Annotated in this window: 16 protein-coding genes; 11 read left to right on the top strand and 5 right to left on the bottom strand. The window is 61.9% G+C overall.

The window, feature by feature from the left end; all coding sequences use genetic code 11:
• The first annotated feature begins 1,835 nt into the window (after positions 1-1,835).
• Both AB0C34_RS17825 and AB0C34_RS17830 read left to right on the top strand, forming a co-directional pair.
• Positions 1,836-3,620 carry a hypothetical protein gene (locus tag AB0C34_RS17825; protein WP_357073591.1) on the top strand — a complete coding sequence of 595 codons (1,785 nt, stop codon included), beginning with the start codon at positions 1,836-1,838 and terminating at the stop codon, positions 3,618-3,620.
• Between the two features lie 413 nt (positions 3,621-4,033).
• Positions 4,034-5,287, top strand: coding sequence for a cytochrome P450 (locus tag AB0C34_RS17830; protein ID WP_357073593.1), 1,254 nt, complete (start codon positions 4,034-4,036; stop codon positions 5,285-5,287).
• Positions 5,288-5,977: 690 nt separating this feature from the next.
• Here the strand turns inward: AB0C34_RS17830 and AB0C34_RS17835 are convergent.
• From AB0C34_RS17835 to AB0C34_RS17845, 3 genes are all read right to left on the bottom strand, one after another.
• Positions 5,978-7,456 (bottom strand): IS481 family transposase, encoded by a 1,479-nt coding sequence (locus tag AB0C34_RS17835; RefSeq protein WP_357073596.1) that lies wholly within the window; start codon positions 7,454-7,456, stop codon positions 5,978-5,980.
• A 556-nt stretch (positions 7,457-8,012) separates the two neighbouring features.
• Positions 8,013-9,236 (bottom strand): cytochrome P450, encoded by a 1,224-nt coding sequence (locus AB0C34_RS17840; protein WP_357073599.1) that lies wholly within the window; start codon positions 9,234-9,236, stop codon positions 8,013-8,015.
• 17 nt (positions 9,237-9,253) lie between these two features.
• Entirely contained in the window at positions 9,254-10,324 is a 1,071-nt protein-coding gene (locus AB0C34_RS17845; RefSeq protein ID WP_357073602.1) for a cytochrome P450, read from the bottom strand.
• Between the two features lie 481 nt (positions 10,325-10,805).
• Between AB0C34_RS17845 and AB0C34_RS17850 the strand changes: the two genes are divergently transcribed.
• From AB0C34_RS17850 to AB0C34_RS17875, 6 genes are all read left to right on the top strand, one after another.
• Positions 10,806-11,789: an AraC family transcriptional regulator gene (locus tag AB0C34_RS17850; RefSeq protein WP_357073605.1), complete on the top strand. Its 984-nt coding sequence runs from the start codon at positions 10,806-10,808 to the stop codon at positions 11,787-11,789.
• 905 nt (positions 11,790-12,694) lie between these two features.
• On the top strand, positions 12,695-14,281 hold the full coding sequence (locus AB0C34_RS17855) for an NAD(P)/FAD-dependent oxidoreductase (protein ID WP_357073607.1): 1,587 nt from the start codon (positions 12,695-12,697) through the stop codon (positions 14,279-14,281).
• On the top strand, positions 14,278-15,612 hold the full coding sequence (locus AB0C34_RS17860; protein ID WP_357073610.1) for an FAD-dependent monooxygenase: 1,335 nt from the start codon (positions 14,278-14,280) through the stop codon (positions 15,610-15,612). The genes AB0C34_RS17855 and AB0C34_RS17860 overlap by 4 nt, the downstream gene beginning before the upstream one ends.
• A 14-nt stretch (positions 15,613-15,626) precedes the next feature.
• Positions 15,627-15,929, top strand: a complete 303-nt coding sequence (locus tag AB0C34_RS17865; RefSeq protein ID WP_357073613.1) for a hypothetical protein — start codon at positions 15,627-15,629, stop codon at positions 15,927-15,929.
• Between the two features lie 347 nt (positions 15,930-16,276).
• Positions 16,277-17,356: a polyprenyl synthetase family protein gene (locus AB0C34_RS17870; protein ID WP_357073800.1), complete on the top strand. Its 1,080-nt coding sequence runs from the start codon at positions 16,277-16,279 to the stop codon at positions 17,354-17,356.
• Between the two features lie 378 nt (positions 17,357-17,734).
• Positions 17,735-18,202 carry a hypothetical protein gene (locus AB0C34_RS17875; RefSeq protein WP_357073616.1) on the top strand — a complete coding sequence of 156 codons (468 nt, stop codon included), beginning with the start codon at positions 17,735-17,737 and terminating at the stop codon, positions 18,200-18,202.
• Positions 18,203-18,444: 242 nt separating this feature from the next.
• On the opposite strand, the gene AB0C34_RS17880 is transcribed toward AB0C34_RS17875, so the two are convergent.
• Positions 18,445-18,618, bottom strand: coding sequence for a hypothetical protein (locus AB0C34_RS17880; RefSeq protein WP_357073619.1), 174 nt, complete (start codon positions 18,616-18,618; stop codon positions 18,445-18,447).
• A 109-nt stretch (positions 18,619-18,727) separates the two neighbouring features.
• Between AB0C34_RS17880 and AB0C34_RS17885 the strand changes: the two genes are divergently transcribed.
• Positions 18,728-19,345 carry a hypothetical protein gene (locus tag AB0C34_RS17885; RefSeq protein WP_357073622.1) on the top strand — a complete coding sequence of 206 codons (618 nt, stop codon included), beginning with the start codon at positions 18,728-18,730 and terminating at the stop codon, positions 19,343-19,345.
• A 346-nt stretch (positions 19,346-19,691) separates the two neighbouring features.
• The gene (locus tag AB0C34_RS17890; protein WP_357073625.1) at positions 19,692-21,320 is read left to right on the top strand and encodes an NERD domain-containing protein; all 1,629 of its coding nucleotides are present in this window, start codon (positions 19,692-19,694) and stop codon (positions 21,318-21,320) included.
• A 1-nt stretch (position 21,321) separates the two neighbouring features.
• Here the strand turns inward: AB0C34_RS17890 and AB0C34_RS17895 are convergent, their stop codons facing one another.
• A complete protein-coding gene (locus AB0C34_RS17895) occupies positions 21,322-22,506 on the bottom strand; it encodes a hypothetical protein (RefSeq protein WP_357073628.1) in 1,185 nt (394 codons plus the stop codon).
• Between the two features lie 657 nt (positions 22,507-23,163).
• On the opposite strand from AB0C34_RS17895, the gene AB0C34_RS17900 reads away from it, so the two are divergent.
• Positions 23,164-23,790 carry a cutinase family protein gene (locus AB0C34_RS17900; protein ID WP_357073631.1) on the top strand — a complete coding sequence of 209 codons (627 nt, stop codon included), beginning with the start codon at positions 23,164-23,166 and terminating at the stop codon, positions 23,788-23,790.
• Positions 23,791-24,120 lie beyond the last annotated feature (330 nt).

Here is a 24,120-nt window from a genome sequence, read left to right on the forward strand (position 1 = left end):
TAGAGGCAACTAATTGTTGCTTCCAATTTTGGCGACTGAACGGTCCACCGCCCCAGAATGTCTAAGCGATTCGAGCAGTTGGGACAAGCCCTCAATCCCTCACCAACTTGCGTTGATCAACCTACGATTCAGGTCCTGCCTCGACAATGCAGGTCAGTCATGCGTGACCGACCTACCGATTCCCCTCCCATCTACGTCAAGACCGAGTTTGAGGACCACCCATCCCCGCTTCTCGACCTGGCTTAGATATGACCTGACATGGTCATCGGCTGCCGGGCCGAGCCGCCTCGCTCTCGCTTGACGGTGCAGCTCGTGGCCACATCATTAACTTGTGCTGTGCCCCACAGTCTTCCAATTGCAGACCTACCTTTGCTCCCTCTTTCTCGCGTCGCACTGCATCGACGCCACGAATCAGCAACAGCCGCGTGTCCAACACTCGATGCGGCGCCACAGCGGTGGGAATCTTGTGCACCGGGATCGTTCAACACGATCCTTCCTTGCTCCGTTTCACACCTTGTGGTACCAGCCGCTGCGATCACAGAAAGGCTAGAACGGCGGCCTGGGTCAGCTCCACCAGTTGCGCGCAGATCCGTGGTCCGATTTGCGCACGCCAGGAGCGCTCAGTGAGCGATCCGTAGGCTCGGCTGTACCAGACCTTCCACGCTCTGGCGACCGTAGAGCGTGTTTGACCTACGGCCTAGGATGGTCGGCCGGATCCGCTCGGCAGGTCGCCTACACCGTCACACCCTGAGTACAGCCGCAGATTTCGGATTCATCGATGTCGATGGGCTGCTATATCAACATCGGGTCGATCCGGACCTGAACCGGCCTACGCATGCCTACCCCACGCCTCGACACCGAAGTCGCGATCGCAGTCGCGTTGAACACCACCCTCAATGGTCCGGGCAAGACCGTAGATTCGCCCACCAATGCGCTACGTAGCCGTGCTCGGCTGGGTCTGGAAACCCCGATGATCTGGGTGACTACCTGGTCACGCCCCACAGCCCTTGAACACACACCCGATAGCGGCGCCCTAGGGCACCAAGGTCAGAAGACCATGCGGTGCAGCTGCAACAAGTTTCGTAGGACCGCTCCGGCGGTCTGGACCTTGCCGGCATCGCCGGCGGGCCCGCACATCCTCCTGCGCTGACCCAGCCATTGGCTGGATTGGGCCTGCACTGCCACCGCCTGTTTGATCAGCAGAAGGTGCGGGGCCCGCATCCCGGACGTGCGCCGCTGGCGAACCAACAGCCAGGACTGCAGCCCAATCGACGCTGATACTTACTGATCGCCCAGGGTGGGCGAAATACCAGGTCAACGACCCGGGCCAACGGATTGGCCCTGATCCTCAAGAGACGTAAGACTGTCTGTGGCACAATATATTTCGTGTCCCTAACGGTTAATGGCAACTCTGCGGCAACGGCAACGTTGCAAGTCGGCGCGACCACAGTGTCGGCGCGGCAACGCGCACACGTTGCTGTCCAGCCGATACGAGTAGATCGCCAGCCTTCTCGGCGAGACCGGATCGGGCGGCCGCGGCGATGCGAATCGTTCCAGCACTACTCCGGTCGGCAGCAGATCGGCGCGCGCCAGCACGGCAGCGTGATGCGTGAAACCTGGTGGCGGGGCCACGGAGCGAAGGCTCACGTGAAGGTGTGTGGTGCAGTGGACTTTTGATGGGTGATCGCCCGGCTTTCTTGTCCCGGTCCTTGGCTGTGTCTGCGTGAACGCGGGGTAGCCGCCAACCCCGGTGCGTCGAAGTCCGGTAGCAATGGCCCAGGTATGCCCAACGGTGGATGAGTAACCGCTGGGATCGAGATGAGTAGGAGGCGGTTATGGCAACGCATCGGGATGATGAGCGCACGTCGCTGGCCGAGGTTCTTCGGCACGGCGACGTCGACTTCCACCAGCAGTTGCAGAAGGTTTTGAGCAACCCCGACTTCGCCGTCACAGAGAAGCACAGCCAGGAGCAGCGGCGGAAGAACGCATATGACCAGTTGCGGTATCTGGTCAAAGAGATCGGCGGCACTCGCGATGTCGCGACCGATCTCCCCAAGCTGTTCGCGGTGTTCGACTGGTCTGCAGTGCTGGCGACAGACATGGTCCCGCTGATCTCAGGCCACTTCAACTTGGCCTCGGGCAGTCTGGCCACCCTGACCGATAGCGACTCCGCCGCGCCGTACCTACAGGACCTGGATGACGGTTCCAGCGTCGGAGTCATGCTGCTGACCGAGTACGGATGTGGCTCCAACATCGGATCCATGCAGACGACCGCGACATGGGACGGTAACGGGTTCGTACTCAACACCCCGAACCCGCGGGCGCGGAAGTTCATGCCCAGCGTCGGCGTCCCAGTTTCCCGGGTCTGCATCATCGGTGCACGGTTGATCGACGCGGCCGGCACCGACCACGGCGTGCAGATGTTCACGGCGCGACTACGCGACGCCAACGGCGACCCAGCCCCTGGCGTGACGATCACCCAGCTCGACCGGCAGCCGCTGGTCATCATGGATAACTCGATCATCAGCTTCGACAACCTGCGGGTTGAGCACAATGCCTGGCTGAGCAATGACCTGGCCACAATCGACGACAAGGGTGCGCTGACCTGGCGCGACGAGGATAGCCGGAAGCGGGCGTTCTCCTCCGCGATCAGCCAATTGACCGTCGGGCGATTGGCCCTCTCGTCAGCCCTCAACTCCTCAGCCCGTGCCGCGCTTTACGTCGCACTGACCTACGCCACCAAGCGGCGAGTGCCGCTGACGCCAAACGACAAACCGCTCATGTTCGACATCCCGCACGTGCGTGACACCCTGCTCACACACCTGGCCGGCACTATCGCCCGAACCATCTACGGCAACTCGGTCAAAACCCGCCTCGCGGGCGATGATCTCACCAACCGCGGGCCCGACGTGTCGGTCATGTTTGCCAAGCACTTCATCCAGACGCATGCCTTGGAAACAGTCACCGACTGTCGCTTGAAGATGGCTGCGCAAGGCATGTTCAGCGCCAACCGGGTCCCCGACTACATTGGACTCTGCCATGCTGGCATCACCGGTGAGGGCGACGTCCATGTCCTCGGCGCCTTCGCCGGTCGCGTCCGGGCCAAAGAGCTCAGCGGAACCCCTGCACCAGAACCCACTCTCCACGATCCCGCCGACCCTAAAGACCGCGCACGCTTACTCAGCGCCCGCACACTTACGATCGCGCAAGAAGCACAACCGAGCCTGGGCAATCCGGCACTGGAAGCTCGACTGGAGGTTATACCGGACGTACTCGAGCTCGCCGAGGCATACTGCGCCGACCAAGCCCTGCAGTTGCTCGATCAACATTCCCATCATCCCGAGATCGCAGCCGTGCGTGATGTTTTCGCTTTGCATCAGATCAGCAAAGAGTCCACGTGGTATCTCACTCACGGGCTACTCGACATCGCTGCTGTAAAGGCCGTGAAACAGCAGCTCCGCGGAGGGCTACTCCCCCAGGCGATCGACAAGCTTGCTGACGCCTTGCCTGCGCTGCTGGACGCATTCGACTTCGACGACGAAATCCTCGGCGCACCAGTACTGTCTGACGATCTGCCAGCCGCCTGGGACTCCCGCTGCCACAACCCACGCCCTCACTGATCTGGCAGAGGCACGTCCGGATGGGGCACTCAGCGGGAGCGCCCCATCCGGTCCGTCTCGGCGGAATAGGTACATCAGTGCGGTCGCGGCAGCGCTGGATCAATGAAGTCGGGCGAGAGCGGTCGCTTGTTGATCCACACCAGATGGCGACATCCTTTGCTTGCCTGTTCAACGGGCAAACACCCCGCGATGCCGCTCGTCAGCCATGGGCGAGGCGCACAGGACGCTTCGCGACACGGGGCCGGAACAGATGGTCACAGCGCCAGCATGCGGGTCTGTGAGACATGTTCGCCGACTCGGCGATGCGAGGCCGAAAGAGTGCTGTCGCCAGCGAACCTGCTAGCGGTCCGACGACCTTCATTCGGCTCTCGCCTTGGGTACTATTCTGCCGCAACCGATATCAAGGAGACTACGTGTATCCGCAGCACACGCATCAGGGTGCGACCGCGACCGAATCAATGTCGTCAATCAAGGTCATGGGTTCTCGAATCCCGCTCTACAGTGCAGAATTCGCCGCCAATCCGCACGGGTTCTACCGCCAGATGCGTAGAGACTACGGATCGCTGGTGCCAGTCGATATTTGGCCGGGAGTGCCCGCGACCCTGGTCATCGAATATCGCACCGCCGTGCGCATCCTCAACGACCCTGACCATTTTCCTGCCGATCCGAGTGTCTGGCAACGAACCGCTCCCCCTGACATCCCGATCATGCCGATGGTCGAGGCCAGAGACAACGCAATACGTACCGCCGGTGCAGCGCACGCACGCTACCGCGGCGCTTTGGTCGATGCGATAGCCGGGATCGACCTGAACTCTGTGCAATCGATAGTGGAGGCATCTGCCATCCCGTTCATCAACATGTTCTGTACGGCCGGGAAGGCCGACGTGTTGAAGCAGTACATCTACCCGGTGGTCTTCACAGTCTTCTGCGCCGCGCTCGGCTGTCCACCTGACATCGGCGAGCGCGTCGCGGCGGCCAGTGCTGCGATGTTCGACGGTGTGGATACGGCATCGGTAAACGCGACCATGCGCCAAGCGTTGCTCGACCTTACCGCCCTGAAGCGCGCGCACCCAGCGGACGACGTCATCTCGAGGCTGGTCCAGCATTCTGCAGAACTGAACGATGAGGAGATGGTGGATCAGTCGGTCCTACTGTTTGCGGCTGGTGTCGAAGGACCGCTGAACCTCATCGCCAACACGGTGCTGTTGATCCTGACTGATGACCGCTATACCAACCATGGTAGTGGCGATCACTTGTCAACCATGACCGCACTCGAAGCGAGGTTGGCAACCGACCCGCCCATGGCGAACTACTGCATCACATATCCGAGGCAGCCGATCCTGGTCGATGATGTCTGGCTGCCAGCGAATCAGCCGGTTGTCATCAGCATGGCCGCTTGTAACACGGATCCAGCGATGAACACTGGCGAATTCCTCGGCAACGGGTGGCATCTGGCGTTCAGCACTGGCGCCCACGCCTGTCCTGCTCACGCCCGGCCGTACGGGCTACTGCTGGCACAGGCTGTCATCGATAACCTCCTGGACACCCTCCCGGAGATGAAACTTGCGGTTGCTGAGAAGGATCTCGTATGGCGCCCTGGCCCATTCCACCGGTCACTGACAGCGTTGCCAGTCGTTTTCCCGCCTTCGTCTCCGTTGTATCTGTGAAGGTGTAGCTCGTTTGAATCGTCTGCTGGTCAGGCGCCAAGCTGGTTAGATGTTTCAGGTGCCAGACTTGGCACCGCAACCGCACTCGGAGCCGCTGCGCGACCCGGTGAGGGTGAGCCAGCCGGCCAGTCTCAGGGTCAACTTTCTCGCTACGCCAGGTTGGAGCGGGCATGGCAGTGGCTTCGAGCCTCGGGAAGTATCAGCGGAATAGCTGACATCGTGATCGGTGTCGTCTCGGCGCGAAAACTGTTTCCAGATTGCGCTCAACCAAAGATTCGGTCCGAACCCGTGCGAGAGATGAAGCGGTGTGGCCAAGTCGGGAGTAACCCCTGTTTGGTGCGGTGATCTTCCAGTTGGATCTCGGATCGTCGCGGCGCTCTGACAGTCCGGTTTGCCAGCAGCCGCCCGCCGGCGGCGTGGTTGAAACGCTGTTTGTTAGGCGCCCGCCGTGTCGTGCGGATACGTTTTCGCGGCGTTATACACCTGGCTGCGCGGAGCGCAATCGCATAAGACTAGGACCAGAGTGCATAATTTGGCCGGACGTCGATAGGTGGGTGCGGCCTCGTAGCGGAATCCATTGGTGTCCAAACGACTGGTTACTTCGCGCCCTTCGGGCGTTTACCCTCCCAGTCCCGCAGCGTTTGTCGGTGCACGCCGATCCTGGTGGCGGTCTCTTCCTCCGTGATGCCATCAGCACGGCTCATCAAGCCGAGTTGCTTCACTGCTGCCCTGAGTCTTTTGACCTCGCGTTGCGCCAGCTGGAACTGTGCACGGAGTGCCAGCGATGCTGGCGATTCCGTCGTTGCCGACGACTCGCTGGATTTCCACTACCTGGCCCGGCTCGATCACTACCGCGCCGCTCAGCTTTCGCCGCAGTGCTGGTTTGGCGGGTTCCGGCCCGGCAGGGCGGGCGCCGCGCATGGTGAGATGTCGCAGGTCCTCCGGCCGCAGGCGCGAGGAGACGGTCCGGATGGCGTGTCCGTCGAGGATCAGATGAATGCTGCGCTGGTTGGCCCAAACGGTCAGTGTGCGACCAGCCATGCTCTTGTGCATCGAAATCCGTTGTCGCCCGTGTAGCACGTTGAGCTCGCCGGTTGGTGGAACCCGCGCCTCGAACTCGACTGCCATGCCATCGATCTGGCGGTCGTCAGGCGGCTCGATCACATCGCTGGTCATCGACGTCTGAGCGAGTATCGACTCGGTCGTGGGTTCCTCGGCCAGGGTGGTCATCACCGGGCGAACGTCGAGACGGGTGGGACCGTTGGGACGGAATAGCTCCGAGGGTGTGGCCATATCGAGGGCCTGGTGCGGACGGCTGGTGTTGTAGCTGGTGATCCAGCACTCGACTGCCTCCTGCGCCGCGGAATGGGATTCGAACGGTGTCGCGAGGTCGAGGAACTCGGTCCGCAGAGTTTTGTGAAATCGTTCGATTTTGCCCGTCGTCGTCGGAGAACGGGGCTTGGTCAGCCGTTGCCTGATGCCGTTGGTGCGGCAGATCTGCTCGAACAGCACTTCGACCGGAGCTGGTTTCAGGTATCGGCCGGTGAACTGGCCGCCATTGTCGGTTAATACTTCTGACGGCACTCCGTAGCGCCGCATCGCAGCGGTAAATGCGGCAGCGACCTCCCGTGCCGACGGGGTGACCAGCACGGCGGCAACGACGACGAACCGTGAATGGTCGTCGATGCCGGTCAGGAGCTTGCACTGACGACCGTCAGCCAGCGGGACACCGCCGACTATATCGAGTTGCCATAAATGCATCGGCTCCTGCCGCTGCCAGCGCTTGTATTTTCGCCGGTGGTGCTGGATCTGCGGGTCGATCAGGCCGTTGCGGGTCATCGCCCGATGCACCGTGGCACGAGACGGTGCACCGTCGACACCGCGGCGGCCGAGTTCGTAGCTGATCCGCCGAGCTCCCCATCGCGGATGATCGCGACGGAGCTGGCAAATCAAGGATTCGATGTCCGCATCCAGCTTGGTCGGGCTCGTATGCGGGCGGCGAGACCGGTCGACCAGGCCGGCCATGCCCTCCTGCTTGAACCGTCGACGCCACGAGTCGATCGACTGCCGCGTCGTCCCGTAGCGAGCCGCAACCTCACCGATCGGCGAGCCGCCGAATACCTCGCACACCGCCCGATACCGGTACTCGGCCATCGCCTGCTGATCCACAATCCCGCCTACACGCCACGATCACACCCGAGCGGAACAAGATCACGAACCGGACCGAAACGTCAAGCGTCTCTTGAGAACATTCGGTCAAGGATGTCCTGAGCCCTCACACCGACACCAGCAATCCGCAGCGAACCGACGAGCGTCGAGTCGCCCACCCCGAGCACTCGCATGGGTGTCCGATCAGCGGTTTGGTGCTGGCTCACGAGGTCACACTGCACGGGCGAGTTCGCGGATTCTAGAGTCGAGGAAACCGGATCGAGCCTTGTACCACCCCGCAAGTTTGAAATGCCATCCACCCGGCCATGAGTAACTGGTGAGTCCCGGCATGTAGGTGTTGCTATGAGGCCGTTCGGCGCCGCCGCCGCGGACGCGTGCAGTGATCAACGTCCTGCGCGGGTGGCGCTTCAGTGTGAGACGCCACCCGGTCTTCACGTCAATGCCGCCACATTGTGGGGCAGTAACGAAGCTGTAGGTGACCGAGACACGCGTTTCGAACACTGACAGCCTCACAGGACGCGATCATTCCGGGGAGGGGAGCGTGAGCAATCCGCCGTCAGAGGTAGACCGGCAATTTGAGGTGTCCGTTGGAGATGAAACTCTGTACATGCCCGAGTTCACCTGCGTCGGCCGCCAACCGCATCTGCGGGAATCGCTCGAAGATCGCTGGCAGCGCGATCGCAGCTTCGAGGCGGGCCAACGGCTCCCCTAGACAGTGGTGTGCTCCATGTCCGAAGGCAATGTGGGTCTTCACCGTTCGGGACGGATCGAACTCATTCGCGGTGTCGCCGTAGACCTTCGGATCTCGGTTCGCGGTGACAAACGAGGCCAGAATGGCATCGCCCTTGGGGATGTGGACTCCTTCGACCTCGATGTCGTCTACTGCGTAGCGCAGTGGCAGGTGCGCAATTGGTGCCTCGTATCGCAGGGTCTCCTCCACCAAATCCGGCCAAGTCACACGCCCCTCCGTTACATCGGTACGCAGCTGGGGGCGGGTCAAGACCATGTAAATGGCCTGGTCGATCAAGTTCACGGTGGTCTCGTGCCCTGCGCTGATCACCAGCAAGAGCGTGCCGACGAGTTCTTCCTCGGTCAGCTGGCCTTCTTCGTCGTCTCGGTGGGTGATGAGCAAGCTTGTCATGTCGTCACCAGGATTATCGCGGCGGTAGGCGACGAGTTCGTTCAAGATTCCGAGCATCGTGGCTACGTTCGCCTGCGCCTGCTCCGGGGTTAGATTGGTGTCGAATATGCCATCGACGCACCTACGCAATCCTGGGTTGAGCTCTTCGGGGACACCCATCAATTCGCCGATCACCTGGATCGGAAGTGGGTAGGCGAATCCCTCTCGCACATCGACCGGCTCACCTGCCGGCGTTGTTGCGAGATTGTCGAGCAGCCTGGTCGTAATCGCTTCGATTCGCGAGCGCAGCGCGGCCGTGCGGCGGCTGGTGAATGCAGGCATTACCAGCTTCCGCAATCGCCTGTGTTCGCTTCCGTACGCGGTGAACATGTTGGGTGCGGTGACCCACAGCTCCAGCGGCCACTTCTCTGGGATCTCGCCGTTGATGAAGGCTGGCCAATGTTGGCTTGCGTCTTTGGAGACCAGCGGGCTTGCCAGCACGCGCTTCAGCGCCGCAGCATCATTAACCGACCAGGCGCGGATCCCGCCAGGCAATTCCACGAGGGTGACAGGTCCGCGCTCTCGGATGCGGGCAGACTCCTCTTGAATGTTCGATCCCGTAGGGTTTAGCACTAGCGGGTCTGTCTGCGACTGGGTCATCAGGACTCCTCACTCACTCACTTACTAACTGACACATTCAACGGTGGGGACTGTGGGAACGTGACCGGCAAAGACACCAGCGCGCGATGGAAAGGCCCCGGCCTCCACCGCAACGCGTCCTGATTGACCGTCAGCTGCATGTCTGGCAGGGCGTCGAGCAGTTGATCGATGGCGTCCTGCGCGATCAGGTATGCCGCCGACTTTGCGGGGCAGGCATGCTGCCCAGCGCTCCACGCTAGATGTGAACGGTTGTCACTTAGGTCCTCTGCGCTGATTGCGGGGTCGTTGTTACACCCAGCCATGCTGATGACGACCGGTTGATGCGCGGGCAGCCAAACATCATCGATCAGGATCGGCTGTTTCGGATATGAGATGCAGAAGTTCGCCAGGGGCGGGTCGGTGAACAACACCTCGTCCAATGCATCTCGGGTGGACTGACTTCCGCCTAGCACGCCACTGGCGAATCGGGAGTCGGTGAGCATCATCAGTAGTGTGTTGACGATCAGGTTCTGCAGCGCTTCGATCCCGGCACCGTACAGGGTGACCAACTGGTGTTGCATCTCCTCGTCATCGAGCGCGGCCGGGTGAGCCAGCAGCCGCGAGGTGATGTCGTCACCTTGCTGCTTTCGCCTCATAGTGACCAAGTCGCCCAACGCTTCTGCGAGTATGGCGTTGCCTGTGTCTGCGTTGACGCCTTCAAAGATCGCGGCCATCCCGCTGGCTACCCGCTGCCCGACATTAGGTGGACAGCCGATCATGGCGTTGAGGGCGGCGAAAGTGATCGGAAATGCGTACTGGCTGATCAGGTCGGCCGAGCCGTGCTCGCAGAAGGCATTGATCAGCGGTCCGGCGGCATCTTCGACGGTACTGTGCAAGGCGTGTAGATCGACTCCTCGGATCGCCGCACTGTTCGGCTTCCGATAGCGTGTGTGTTCAGTCCCTGCGCTGCGCAGAGCATTCGGACGCCACTCCATCATTGGCAGGACAGGGCAGTCGGCCGGAACGTTCTGCTGCCAAGCGCGTGGATCGGCCGGAAAGTGCTCTGGGTCGTGCAGGATCCGCAGTGCCGTGCGGTAGCCGATCACCAACGTGGCAGGGACGCCCGGTGCCAGGTAGACCGGAACCAACGAGCCGTGCCGCTGGCGCATTTCCCGGTAGGCGCCGTGTGGGTCAGCAGCGAATTCCTCGGAGAACAGTGAAACTCGGGGACCGCCGTCACCAACGGGTGAGCCGTGCACGATTGGGCAGCCAGTCAATGGAGAGTTCGACAGTTCTATCGGTTGAGGGTTGGCCACAGAAGAAACTCCATAGGTTGACAGTTGAGACAACGAATCGCAAAGGGCTACAAGGGATCAGCTACCAGCGCATTCTCGGGAATCGTGCTAGGTGACGACGAGTTCAGCTCCGTTGCCGCTACCGTTCGCTGAGTACTCGCCCCCTGCTTGCTTCGATTGCGTCCTTGTGGTACTCGTCACTACGATCACAGGAAAAGGCTAGGCGGCGGCGGGTTCCGGCTCTACCGGTCCCGCGCAGATCTATAGTCAGATTTGCGCACGACGAGGGGTCTCGGTGGACGATCAGGAGTATCAGGTGGAGCATCTCTCCACTAACGCTGCCCAGAAAAAGGAGCGAACCGAACTCTGGGAATCCCACGTCGACTTCAACCACAACCCACTTGCCTACGACTTCGGTGATCGCGACGACCAATACGACTTCGAGGGGGAGACATTCGTCCAACGGTATGACCGCGACCACCTACAGATCGTCGAGTTCACGTCCAAACGCATCACGTATCATCGAACTAAACGGCACGTCGAAACCGATGGTGATGAGAGTTTCCGGTTTATATTCCCGCTGTGCGGCAGGTTGACTCTTACGCAAGCCGATCAGGCAGTTACGTTGGGGCCAGGACGGCCCGCGTTGCTTCGCATGAACAAGCCGCTGGGTGTAGCGCATGATGATGGCGCCCGCGCACTGATTGTCACGGTCCCTCCAGGTGGGATCACGTTTGCGCAGGCCGAGAGCGCCCCCCTCGCCCTGGACAAACGACGTGGCACGCTTGCAGCGGTGGTGGCGCTGATAGAAACTCTGGCTCTTAACCGTGAGACGACGTCCGCGCTCGAGTTTGTACAGATCTATCAACGGGCAATCGAGCTACTGGCACTGTCACTTGACGAGCGCTGGACACCACAACAGACGCGACTCGCAGCGGTTGCACAGGCCGCTAAAACCTATGTCGTGGCACACTCTGACGACCGCGATGTCACGCCAGATTCGATCGCGCTCTATTTGAACTGTTCCAAACGAAAAGTTGAAGTCGCACTACAAACCGTAGGGGAATTGTCTCCCGCCCGACTGCTGACTAAACACCGATTGGATCGAGCCCAAACACGGCTTCTGACCGAAGCCAGCACGATCACCGAAATCGCGTACGCATCCGGTTTCGGTTCGCCCACTGCCTTCGAGAAGGCATTTATAGATCGGCACAATGTCCCTCCAGGAAAGTGGCGACGCGAAGCACTCACTCAAACCTCCAGCCGTCGAGACGGTTAGCCACATTTCAGCGACAGCCAGCGATCTCGATGATGGCAAACCCGCTTGAGATGCGCGCTCCCAATCCGCAATGCTGGGCAGATAACCGTTCCCGCCCGGCAACGGTGTGCGGCAGCTTTGATCGTCCAGCCTGGTCAGCGGGTCGAGCACCGTACTGGCAGTGTGCCACGACCGTCTTCGGGGTGTGCTGCGCTCCAATGCCGTCCTCACCCTTGCAGTTTGGATGAGTTTCACAATCTGTGTTCGCACACAGCGTGTGAAGTTGCGTTGACCGTTCGTTCGCGAGACCGAATAGTTCAGAATCGTGATTACTGCCCGCGGATCGCGGTTCGGTCCTCGGAACATTTCGTCCCGGCCGCAAGTCCCGTCACCCGAATGGCGTTGTGCTGTGTGCGGGGTCGGTTCGGGAGGCAAACGCGACGCGCACGATCATTCTCAGTGCCACATCTCAACTCCGTTCTCCTCGAATGTATTCGGTGGCCCGTCACAAGCGCAATGTCGCCGACCTGCGACGCCTGATTTTCCGTTCTGGTTGCCCCGGCTGGTGGTGACCACCACGCCGCATCGTCTAGGTGGTCATGTGGCGTGGAAGCACACCTGGCCCCCGCCCTCGTGTGAGCGCAGGCCTTGCGCCGAGCCAAAACTCTGGTCTACCAACGTTGACGTCCAGCATGCGCGCCACAGCGCTTGGCGAATACCCGCGTCGTGCCTTCATCGCCGTCGTCATCTTCGCGGCTCGCGGCGAAGTTTCCGCTGCGCCCGACGACCGCGGGGCGCGGATGTACCGCACCAGCTGAAAACAGCTTGTCGCTATCGCCGCATAGGTCGAATAGCTCCCGACCAACTTCACCGCTATGGCCCCGCTGGAACGGTGCCCGCGGCACCAGCACAGAAAGGCACAGCGTGTGACGAAAACCAGCACTGACCTCGCGTCCGCTGCCCACAAGCCGACACCCCACTCGTCCGAAACGTTCACCGAGACACGCGCCTTGAGAGTGGTCGTGGTCGGCGCAGGATTCGGTGGACTCGGCGTCGGGCGGGAACTCAAGCAGGCCGGGATCGACGAATTTCTCATCTTCGACGAAAATCCGGAAGTAGGCGGAGTGTGGTGGGACAACACCTACCCCGGAGCCAACTGCGACATCCCCTCGCACCTGTACTCGTTCGGCTTCGACCCCTACGAGGACCCCACAACCCGATACCCTGACCAACAAGCCATCCTGAACTACCTGCGCGAGATCACGGACCGCCACGGTCTGCGTCCGCATCTACGCCCGAACACCGCCATCGCGGCCGCCTCCTACAACGACGCTGACGGCCGTTGGGCCATCACCACCCGCAGCGGCGAAACCTACTGCGCCGACTCGGTCGTCTGGGCGGTCGGACAACTTCACCGGCCACACATCCCAGAGATCCCGGGCCAGGGGGCCTTCGTCGGTGCCGCGTTCCATTCGGCACGGTGGGACCACGACATCGAATGGGCTGGCCGCGACGTGGCAGTGATCGGCACCGGATCGAGCGGCGCGCAGATCGTAGGTGAGGTCGCGCGCACGGCTCGCAGCGTCACGGTGTATCAGCGGACGCCGGCATGGATACTGCCGAAGCCGGCTGACCGCTTCGGGCCGCTGACCCGTTGGGCGTTCGCGCACTTCCCCGCCCTGCATGCGCTCTATCGTGCGGCGATCTATCACGCCACTGACCGAGTGCTGCCGGCGATCATGACCGGCGGCTGGTCCGCGCGGCCCGCGCAATGGGTCGCGCGGATGCATCTGTGGTGGCGAATCCGCGACCGTGAGTTGCGAGCACGATTGACTCCGCGCTATCGCATCGGCGAGAAGCGCATCCTCATCGACAACAGTTTCTATTCAGCTCTGCGGCAGCCGCATGTGCAGCTCGTCACCGATCCGATCGATTGCCTCACCACCGACAGCGTCCGCACCAGCGACGGCACCGAACGGCGTGCCGATATCGTCGTGTGGGCCACCGGCTTCAAGGCCCCTGAATTTCTGGCACCTATCACGATCCGCGGCCGCAACGGTGTCGCCCTTCACGAACAATGGCGCGAAGGCGCCGAAGCGTTCTGCGGGCTGGCTGTGGAGGGGTTCCCGTCCATGTGGTTGGTCGCAGGACCGAACGCATTCCACCCGGCGGGATCCAACCCCACGATGAAAGAGTTCGCGACCCGATTCATAGTGCGCGGTATCCAGTATCGCGACCAACTCGGCACCGCGATCGAAGTGAGCCCGGACGCAATGCAACAGTTTCGACGCTGGTTGGACACCGCCATAGCCCGAACCGTCTGGTCTGATGGCGTACACAGTTGGTTCAAGCACCCCTCAGGTCGCGTCACCAACCCGTGGCCAGCGACAAGCAGATTGTTCGACCAAATGACCCGCCAAGATCCGGCCGTGAGCTTCGTGGCGGTGCCCCAGGTGCAGTCACGCTCGCTGCCGCAGCCGTCATCGGTCAGCGAGGAGGGGCGCTCGGCATGAGCGCAACCATCGCCGAGGGACGTGGAACCGTCGTAGTTGCCGGTGGTGGGCTGGCGGGGACCCTGGCGGCCTCGGTGTTGCGAGAGTTCGCCGATCAGGTCGTGGTGGTGGAACGCGACCGCTACCCGGCTGAGCCGGGCTGGCGGCGAGGTACCCCGCAGTCCAATCACGCGCATCTGCTGCTCGAGGCGGGACACCGCGGCCTCGAGGAACTGCTGCCGGGCATCCGGGCCCAGCTGCTGGACGCGGGCGCAGTCAGTGTCGTGGTTGGCTCTGAACTGCGGTGGCGCAACGCGGTTGGATGGATGGCACCTCACGAATCCCCACTCGCGTTCCTGTCACTGACTCGTTCTCTGCTTGACCACATCGTGCGTTCGCGGGTACTTAGCGACCCTAAAGTGCATGTCGTCGAGGGGACGAAGGTCGTCGGGTTTCTCGGCGATGCCCGAGCGGTGACCGGTGTGCGGACCCGCGAGCTCGGCCGAACCGCCACCATCGATGTGCCTGCCGACCTGGTCGTCGATGCGTCGGGCCGCGACAGTGCAGCGGCCAGGTGGCTGGCAGAGCTGGGGTGCCCGCCGGCGCCGACGACCGAGGTAGATGCAGGGTGCGCCTACATCAGCCGACTGATCCACCTCGACCGCCGCATGGTCTCCGGTCTCGGGTTCGGCGCCCTCTACGTGCAAACCTCCCCCGGCCAGCCGTGGATGGGTTCGATGCTGCCCGTCGAAAATGACCAGTTCATCGTGAGCTTGGGTGGCATGCACAGTGCCCAGCCCGGTCAGGGAGAAGCCGGGTTCGAAGCCATCCTGAACCGGCTGCCCGACCCGATCATGCGGGACATCGTGCACCAGGCCGACTCCGCCACCAATGTGGAATGGCTGCAAGCCGGGCCGAGCATACGCCGCGACGTGCGGCAAGACCCGGACGGGCTGATCAGGATCGGCGACGCGGGACCCAACAAACTCAATCCGGTCTACGGCCAAGGCATGACCTGCGCGGTCCTCGCGGTCCTCGCGCTGCGTGATGCCGTCGCGCAGCACAACGGCATCACGCCCGCAGCGCAGAACGCAGCCCGCTGCGGCGCTATGGTGGCGACCCACCCCGCCTGGCTGATGTCCAGCAGCGAAGACGCCCGCTTACCAGAGACCGTCGGCGCACCCCGCGGGCCATTGATCCGAGCCCAGCACATGCTCTTTGATGGCATCTCGCTCCGAGCGACGAAGAAGCCGCGGGTCTCGGCTGCCGTCGCGTCGGTGATGGCGATGGTCGAGCCGCCGACAGCACTGATGCGGCCGAGCGTGGTCGCGGCGCTGCTGGGAATCGGCTGAGGCGGATGAGGTAAATGACACAGACCGATCCGAACACGTTCCCGTACACGCTCATCCCGACCACCCCAGTCACCACCATGCAGCGTGACGCCCACATACGTCAATTCACCATGATGGGTGACCCGGTCACTGACACGGTGGTTGGGATGTTCGGCCAGCAGCACCCGGCCGGCGAGAGCCGGGCGCTATTCGAGCCGGCATTGACCCACGGCATCACCACTAGCGATGGCTGCCCCGCCGAGCTGGTGCGTTTTTTGCCGATCTGGAAATGCCCAGTTGGGCCGATGAGGAGCAGCTCGACCTGGCGGCGCGCATGATCGGTCGCGCAGGTCGGGGCGGACGGCTCGGTGGCTGCCGGCCGTCGCCGAAACAAGTCCGCCGTGCAGCGAATGATGGCTCAGCACCAATGCAATCCAAGATTCGACCGCCGTGATCGCTACTCAGGTCAGCCACAGCCATCACAGACCAGCGCCACAGTTGGACGGCCCCGACTGAAATCTGCATCAGAGCAAACACTTCCGGTTCCTGACCTGAGAATCCGGGCTCAGCGATCCGGCTCGCGGCCACCACTTTCGTCTCGTCCTTAGTCCCAATCGTCGGCACCCGCACCTTCCCATACACCTGGAGCGCACCCATGAGCATCACCGAACCACTTAACGATCAAATGATCGCCCGATCAGTAACCGCGACGACGCCCCGCACGGCTCGGGAAGCCCACGCTACGACTGCCAGCGACCTGCTTCGCGAGGCACGGACTCTTGTCACTCCTGTACTGCGTGTCTGTGTCGCCACGCAGCCGACCCCGATCCGGCGCATCGCCGAGTACCACTTCGGATGGACGGACCTCGATGGCTGCAGGCACGCGACCGATGGCAGTTGGGGTGAAGGGGAGCGCGCCGCGCTCGTACTGGCTTGCGCACGGGCGGTCGGCGGCCAGACCGCACTGGCAGTCCCCGCGGCGGCCGCCGTCGAACTCGTGCACAACGCCTCTTTGATCCACGACGACGTCGTAGATCAAGACACCATGCGACGGCACCGGCCCGCAGTTTGGACCGCTTTCGACACCGCGGCGGCCATCCTTGCCGGCGACGGGTTGTTCTTCTCGTCGGTCGAGGCGCTACTGGACAGCTCATCTCGGCACTCTGTCACCGCGATCGCGGCATTGATCGATGTCGTCAAACGGCTACTCGCCGGTGAGCGCTCCGACCTGGAATTCGAGCGCCGCCGTGACGTCTCGCTGGCTGAGGCAATGGCGATGGCCGCCGCTAAGACCGCGGCCCTGACAGAAGGTGCCTGTGCGCTGGGGGCCCTCTATGGCGACGCATCCCGTGAGCAGATCAGCGCATTGCGTCTGTTCGGGCACCACTTGGGCATCGCATGCCAATTGATCGACGACTACATGGGGATCTGGGGCGAACCGGTGGTGACAGGCAAACCGGCGCTTGGCGACCTGCGCCGGCACAAGAAAAGCCTTCCGGTAGTGGCCGCGCTTGAGACCAAGACACAGGCCTCGACCGAACTGGCAGCACTGTATTTCGACGAAGGCCCACTGACCGACGCCCAAGCCGCTAAGGCCGCGGACCTGATCGAGCAGACGGGCGCGCGCACCTGGGTACTCGACGAAGCCCGCAACCACAGCGCCAATGCCCTCGAATATTTGGCTGCGGCACGACCCACTGCCGAAGGATTCACGCAGCTCACCGCACTTGCCGGCCTCGTTGCGAACCCCATCGCCCTACCCTGATCGCCTGGTTGTGTCAGAACCTGAATGCAAAGCAGAATGCCAATGAGTCACGCCTCGACGACAACGGGCGCTGCTGGCGGCGTCACGCCGCTACCGCACGGGGGTAGTGCAGCCAATCGAGGCCGTCGAACGCGACCTCAAGGATCCCACCAACCTGGTCTACGTACCCAAGCGAATTGTGCACAACTGCCAGGTTGTCATCGAACTTGCCTGTTGAAGAGCGGATTTCCTGCGATTCACACCACCGAGGCGGACACCGGTGGCGCGATCGAGTCCATGTGGAAGTGTAGGCACGTGTCGATTCGAGTCCGAAACATCAAACACCTCAGCTTGATCCGTCCGCGCGGTGCGGTGGTAGTCACTGCCCTTGTCGTCACCGTGCTGGCAATGTCGGGGTGTGGCGCGACGGCCTCCGAGTCGATGAAGGTCGGCGACTGCGGCTACTTCACGCAGGGGCAGGCGAACCGTGAGTGGGATCTGCAGCGCCGTAGCTGCACCGACCCCGAGGCAGCGCTTGTCGTCGTGCGTGAAGTTTCGACCGCAGAGTGTCCTGACCACTCGTTTAGCTGGTCCTCCCGCGGGAAGTCGAGTACAACGCTATACGTCTGCACCCACATGAATGCTCAGGTCGGTGACTGCTTCAACGACCCGAAGAACAAGGATTGGCACCTGGACCGGTTACGGAAAGTGCCGTGTTCGACGGCGGGCGCCTACCAGGTGAACACCCGCGTCGAGAGCCACGACTATAGCGTCTGCCGCACCGCGATCCGCAAATACGGCGAGACCGCCGATATCGAACACAAGCAGCCGCCAGTATCGTTTTGCCTGAACCGCATCGGTACCTGACGAAATCGTCGCCGAACGGCAAACGATCTTGTCCCCGCACAGTGGCGTGGTGCTGGTGAATCTGCCGATTGTCTCCGCCATCGTGGATGTAGCCGCGGAACACTCCACTCTGCCGCATTGAGTTCGAGGTCGCTCCGAGGGTGTTTGCCGCGCACGAACAACCCTGGACTATCAACACTGTCCATGCCGCGTTGCGCGCGCTCATCGACGCAGGCACGCTCCCCGCAGCCAGTGATGGCACTCTATGATCGCGCGGTCGTTATGCGACTCGGCTCGGCGATATCTGCCTTCTCGAACACGATGTGGTCGATCACCGCGTCAAGGCTCGACAGATTGCTGGCGAAGCCGATGTAGTCCACCGCCACCACCTGGGCCTTCGACTCCCACTCCAGCCAGGTGGTACACCCAGTTCGCACCGATGAAGCCCGCGGCGCCGGTCACGAGGTAGGTGGACATGGCTGCGGAGCACAGCCGAGACCTGCCCGAAGATGAGATTGTGTCGGTGCCCCGAGATAGCCTTTTTGGATGGGATTCGACTTGCCCAGCTTCATCGCGGTGGACACTCTCGCTGGACCAGACGCCGTAGATGGAGTCGTGATCCGCTCCGACCTTCTGCCGCCGAACACGCACGGCTCGAACCTTCGGGGGCTGCTGACGCGACAGATGTGGGATCGACTGCGTACGCCGGTCTGCGACGCTGCTGGTAACCGCTGCGAAATTTGCGGCGTCCAAACCATTCGCAACCGTCGACCAGCCCGCCCTGATTGCCACGAGAAATGGGCTTTCAAGTTCGTCAGTGGTCGCCTGATGCAGCAGCTACAACGCCTTATCGCGCTCTGCCCTGGATGCCACCAAGTGCAACACGTGGGGCGTGCCCGCATGAACGGCTTTGAAGCTCAGGTGATTTTCCAGCTTCGCGAATTGAACGGCTGGACTGCCGAACAGGCTGCAGAAGACCTGGATCGGGCGAGCCACCGCGTCGCGTTCTTGCATCGGTTCGATTGGGACTTGGATTTGTCCGCGCTCACAGGGCAACTTCTCATCGAAAACTATCCCCAGCTATACATTCCGGCAGTAGAACGGCCGACTCTGGGCAACTCCTATTTCCGGCTGCCACCAGCGGTCCGTTCGAGCTTGACATAGCCACCACTGTCCCAGTCGAGTCGGACATCGCTACAGAACGCTCAATGGCGCTGTAGGTGGCCCGTTCATGGTCAACTGAGCATTTCAGCGGGTTGAAGTCCAGCATGATGCGTGAACTACCTGCCAGTCCATCGACCATCGACCACTCGGAAAGATGCGTCGCCGCAGCTCGTGGAGCATCCTGCACCGTCGAACCGACGTCGTGCTGTCCGTTTGAGCTTGGCTCAATACTTCAACAAGCATCCCGCCTTGCTAGCGTGATAGCATTCTAGCAAGAAGGGTTCGCTAGGCGCTGAGGATGCTCGGGCTTATTTGAACCGCCCGCGAGCATGAAAAGGCCAGGTTTATGACGACCGAAGCGTCCATTGCTGAGGACTCGGCTGTGCTGAGGGAGTGGCGGCTGGACATTCCAGGTGCACGCCCCATCTTGACGCCGAACCAGCAGCGCGGCACCCATTGGTCCGTAACCGACAAAGCCGCCGAACAGGTCGCTGAACTGGTTACCGAGTGGTTGGAGCCATTGAAGGATCGACTTCCTCCCATCACTGGACCTGTATCTGCGTACATTATTTGGCGCGCACCCGATAATGTTGTGCGCGACAGCGACAGCCTCTCAACCTGGGGCAAAGCAGCCCAAGACGCATTGGTGAAGGCCGGAATCCTGTCGGATGACAACCATAAAATTGTGTGCGACACCGCCTATCGCATTGATGTTGACCCCGCGCGAACCGGTATGACCATCATGCTCATCCCCAACCCCGCCCGTGCGCCGCTGGTCCCTGCGACTGCACTGATCGACGCGCTCACTCCCTCAGCTGCGCCAGTGGTGGAACAGCCTGCTGCACCAACTTCTTTGACGAAGCCAGCAGTTTCAGAGTCGAAGCGGCGATCGCTTCGAGCTGTTCCGCCGCTCCCACAAACAAGTGAATCCGCTACTCGTGCTCGGGACGATCGTCCAAACCGCACATCAGAGCCGTCGATTCTGATTCTCAACGGCGACCGTCCGAAAATGCCACGCTCGGAGAAGGAGGTGATCAGCTGGCTGCGGGAGCTGGGCAGTGTGTCGGGTGTCGCGATCTCAGGCTGCTTGGTTCCTCGGGATGATCGCGAAGATATTAGCTGCGAGGCTGACCTGCTGCTGTTCACCCCGCATGGGTGTGTGGTGCTCGAAGCCAAAAGCCCGCAGCCTGGTGATGGTGGGAATCTGCCGTGCCTCGCCAACGATAGGTGGCGTTTCGACGGATCATCTGAGGATGCGCTGCTTGTCAGTGGCAAACATACCAACCCGCTTGATCAAGTACGGCGTCCGGTGTTCGGTCTGAAGAATCTGATCGAACACCTCACCCAACGCGAGGATGTCTTCGTTTCGGGCGTGGTGATCGTCGTTCCGAATGGCGCGCCGATCACGCTGAAGAAGCCGGCGATCCTGCCAGACGGATTCGATGTATGGCTCGGCGAAGGACCCACACAGCTTCTCGCCGATCTGAACCGCACGCTTGAGCGCCGCTACAGCGTGTGGGATGCCGAGATGGTACTTGGTGTGCTGCATGCTCTGGAGATCACGAGTATCACGCTTGATGATCTGCGTAAACGCGGGTTCCCCGCCGACCGTAGTGCTGCCGTATCGAAATCGACGGCACTCGCCGTCAGGCCTGCAGTTGAGATCGTCCCAGTCACCCCACCAGGACTTCCGATGGCGCCCCCGCCACCATCATTGGCGGTTATCGACAGTCACCTCGACTCTCGAGTAGTGTCCGCGCGGCCCAACTTGCACATCGGCAGCAGGACAATTACCGCGGGTGCACTTGCTGTTGTTGCTGGTTGCGTTCTTTGGTCGATGCTGACACAGAATTCGGATGCTCCTGCGCCAGCGGATCCGGGGCACAGCCAGGTCACACCGACGGTCTCCACGCCGAAAGTGCCGGACAACTACCAAGTCCCGAAGGCGTGCTATCCATTTCAAACTGGTTGCTGACTCAAGATGGCAGTGGCTGATTCGGATGTGCGATGCGAAGCTGGGCGGCATAGCCATCCAGACCGTATGAGGATCCCGTCAGCCCGCTCCATGCGGTAATCGACAGGATGGGCGGGTCCGAGATCCGTTCGAGGAAGCACCACTGTTGGAACAGTTCGGCGTCGGTGATCAGCTGCCACGCCTCATCCGCCCGAGCGCCCACAACCCGCAAGTTGTCGAGCACAACCGCGGCTCGCCGCTGTTCGGCGGCGTCGAGCACGACAATGGTGCGCTGCAGGTGATCGATCTGCCGGGCGATCCTGTCCCAGAGCTGATCTCGTGTCGAAGTCTGCTGTTGCGGCGCACGGTGCAGCACGCGCTCAAGGGTTTCCACGCTCGACAGCCACTCCCACCGGGTCAACATGGGGACGTCAGCGGCTGTTGTGGTGTGTGGCACGATCCTGGTGACGCGCGCGGTATGCCAATCTTCGTGAGCCGCGTCATCGGTGATGAGAGTCAACGCAGCAACGCTCTGCCCACGAGTGTCGAGCAGCTGTTCAAGGTTGAACAGGGCTGCCAGCACTCGATGCGCTCGGTACGCCTCCCCTGCGGTCAACCCAGAACGGTCTGGCTGGCGGAGGCTTTCGGCAAGACCGGTGGTTCGAAGCCGGCACTGCCTCACCCACTCCGCGCCGGCCTTGTCAGTGGTGGACGGGCCAGAGGTGACGCAGTCCGCCAGATCGGTGACTTCGTGCTCGAATCCGCTGCGACCCCAGTCCGCGGTCACATAGTCGGGCTGGATCTGCTCCAGTAGCGGGGCGTCCGGAAACTGTGGCCACACCCAATTCGGTGGAACGTCTCCGAGTCGCACCTTCTCCTGCCACTCGCGAAACAGCTCCAACCAGCGGATTCTCGCCCACATGCTGTACTCGTGACCTCCAGCGTCGAGTACGTCGGCGAATGTCGTGTCGAGGCGATCTGCTTCCTCGAGGGTCAACGCGTCACTGCCGTGGGCGGCTGTGCTGAGCCAGGTGGCGAGAGTTCGGATACTTGGGTCGGTGACTGGTTCGTCGACGCCAGCCGGCGCGATACCCAGTGTTCGTTGCTGAGCGAGCAGCGCTTCCAATTCGTGTATTCCGTCGATGATTTGTTGGCGGGTGGGATTGTGTTCTCGCAGTGGCGGCGACACGATGGTGTCGTCTGGCATGGCAATCTCCTTGTAGCGAGACGATGAGGTCGAGGCTGGCGGATGTGCGGTGATGGCTTCAACTCCGAGGACCGGCTTGCACCCAGCTGAGCCTTCCTCGCCCTTGCGGTGAGTCCAGGGGCCTGCGAAGCGTTGGGTGGGTGGGACGAAGGATGCATTGATGTCACTGACGTTACGACCGAACAAGGCGGACTTGGACGTGACTCACACTTGCGGTGTGAGTCCGATACGGATGCATGACAATCCCCGATGTTCATTCAGTGCGGGTGCCGCGTTCTGTGTTCTGTGGGGCGCTTGGGCGCGCTGACCCGCCGCGCGAACAGCTCCTTGCCGGGCGCCCCGCGGCTGCTTGCCAGTTCGCGGTAGTTGAGAGACAGATGATCCGCGGCCGTCGTCGCAATACAGACCAACCGCGGTCACAGCGCTCTCCATCGATGGGCTAGCACCAGGATCTTCGTCGGTGAACCGAGCAATGGTGATGCGCCGGCCAGCAACGGGCGAGCTTTCCAGGTCGTATGCCGGTGTGGCTGAAACTCCCACTGCGCGTGCGAAGTGCACGTCTACAGCACCTATCGTCCCGACAGCATGATTGCCATGCTGAGTAGATTGCGCGTCTGCCGAGTACGAGCTGATGCACCCACGTTGTTGACGATCAGAATGATTGTCAGTGTTCTCGCGTTGGTGTTGATGTTGACCGTGCCCAGCGTGATCGGCTCCGCTCCCGCGGCGACTGCCGCGCCGTCCTGTACACCCGGGGTCGAATTGGTGGTCGCGCGCGGAACCCATGAGCCGGGGTATCTCGGGTCGGAGGTCGGGGACCGTCTTACCGTCGCATTGCATGGCGTGCTGGACATGCCGGTGACGGCCTATCCGGTGTCCTATCCCGCCGACCTACTCGATCCGATGTCAGTCGGTCGTGGCAGCGCCGATTTGGTCCACCACCTGATCGAGGTGTCCGCAGCGTGTCCCCATCAGAGGTTTGTTGTTGCGGGGTACTCCCAAGGCGCGGTCGTTGTTCACGCTGCCCTGGGTAGCGATGTTGCGATCATCCCTGGCACTGTCCAGTTGCCATCACAGCTCGCGTCCCGAATCCAGGCAGTGCTGTTGTTTGGTGATCCGTTGCGGCTTGTCAGCGACGCCGGGCTGCCCGGGCCATGGCGAACCGGCAGCTGGTGCACCTACGGCGATCCGATATGCGAGATCGGCGGAAACCAGCCGTTCGCGCACGTCGCCTACGGCGAAACCATCACTGCTGCAGCCTTATTCGCCGCGAGCTCGCTGTGACAACAACTGAGGGCGAATTCGTTCGCCGGACCGACCAGGATCAGACGAGCGGCCGCACGATACAACAATCCGTAGAACGGGCTGCTTGTCACTGACCTTCACGGCGTCGCGATCTCGGCAGGTGATACTTCTTCACACACAGGAAGCACTTGCCGAGTCATGCATCGGCTTCCGACCATCGCGGGTCTTGTTCGTCACACTGCAACCCCAGGGGCGTGCTCCTTAGGTGACGCGGCGGCTGGATGTGACCGTGTCCGTCGCGAGTACTCGACATTCGGTGCGCATTCAGCGAGCGGGTGCGAGCGGAGGCAGTGACACGCTGGGTCGGGG

Origin of the sequence: Nocardia sp. NPDC049220, assembly GCF_040647855.1 — a bacterium.
Classification (GTDB): domain Bacteria; phylum Actinomycetota; class Actinomycetes; order Mycobacteriales; family Mycobacteriaceae; genus Nocardia.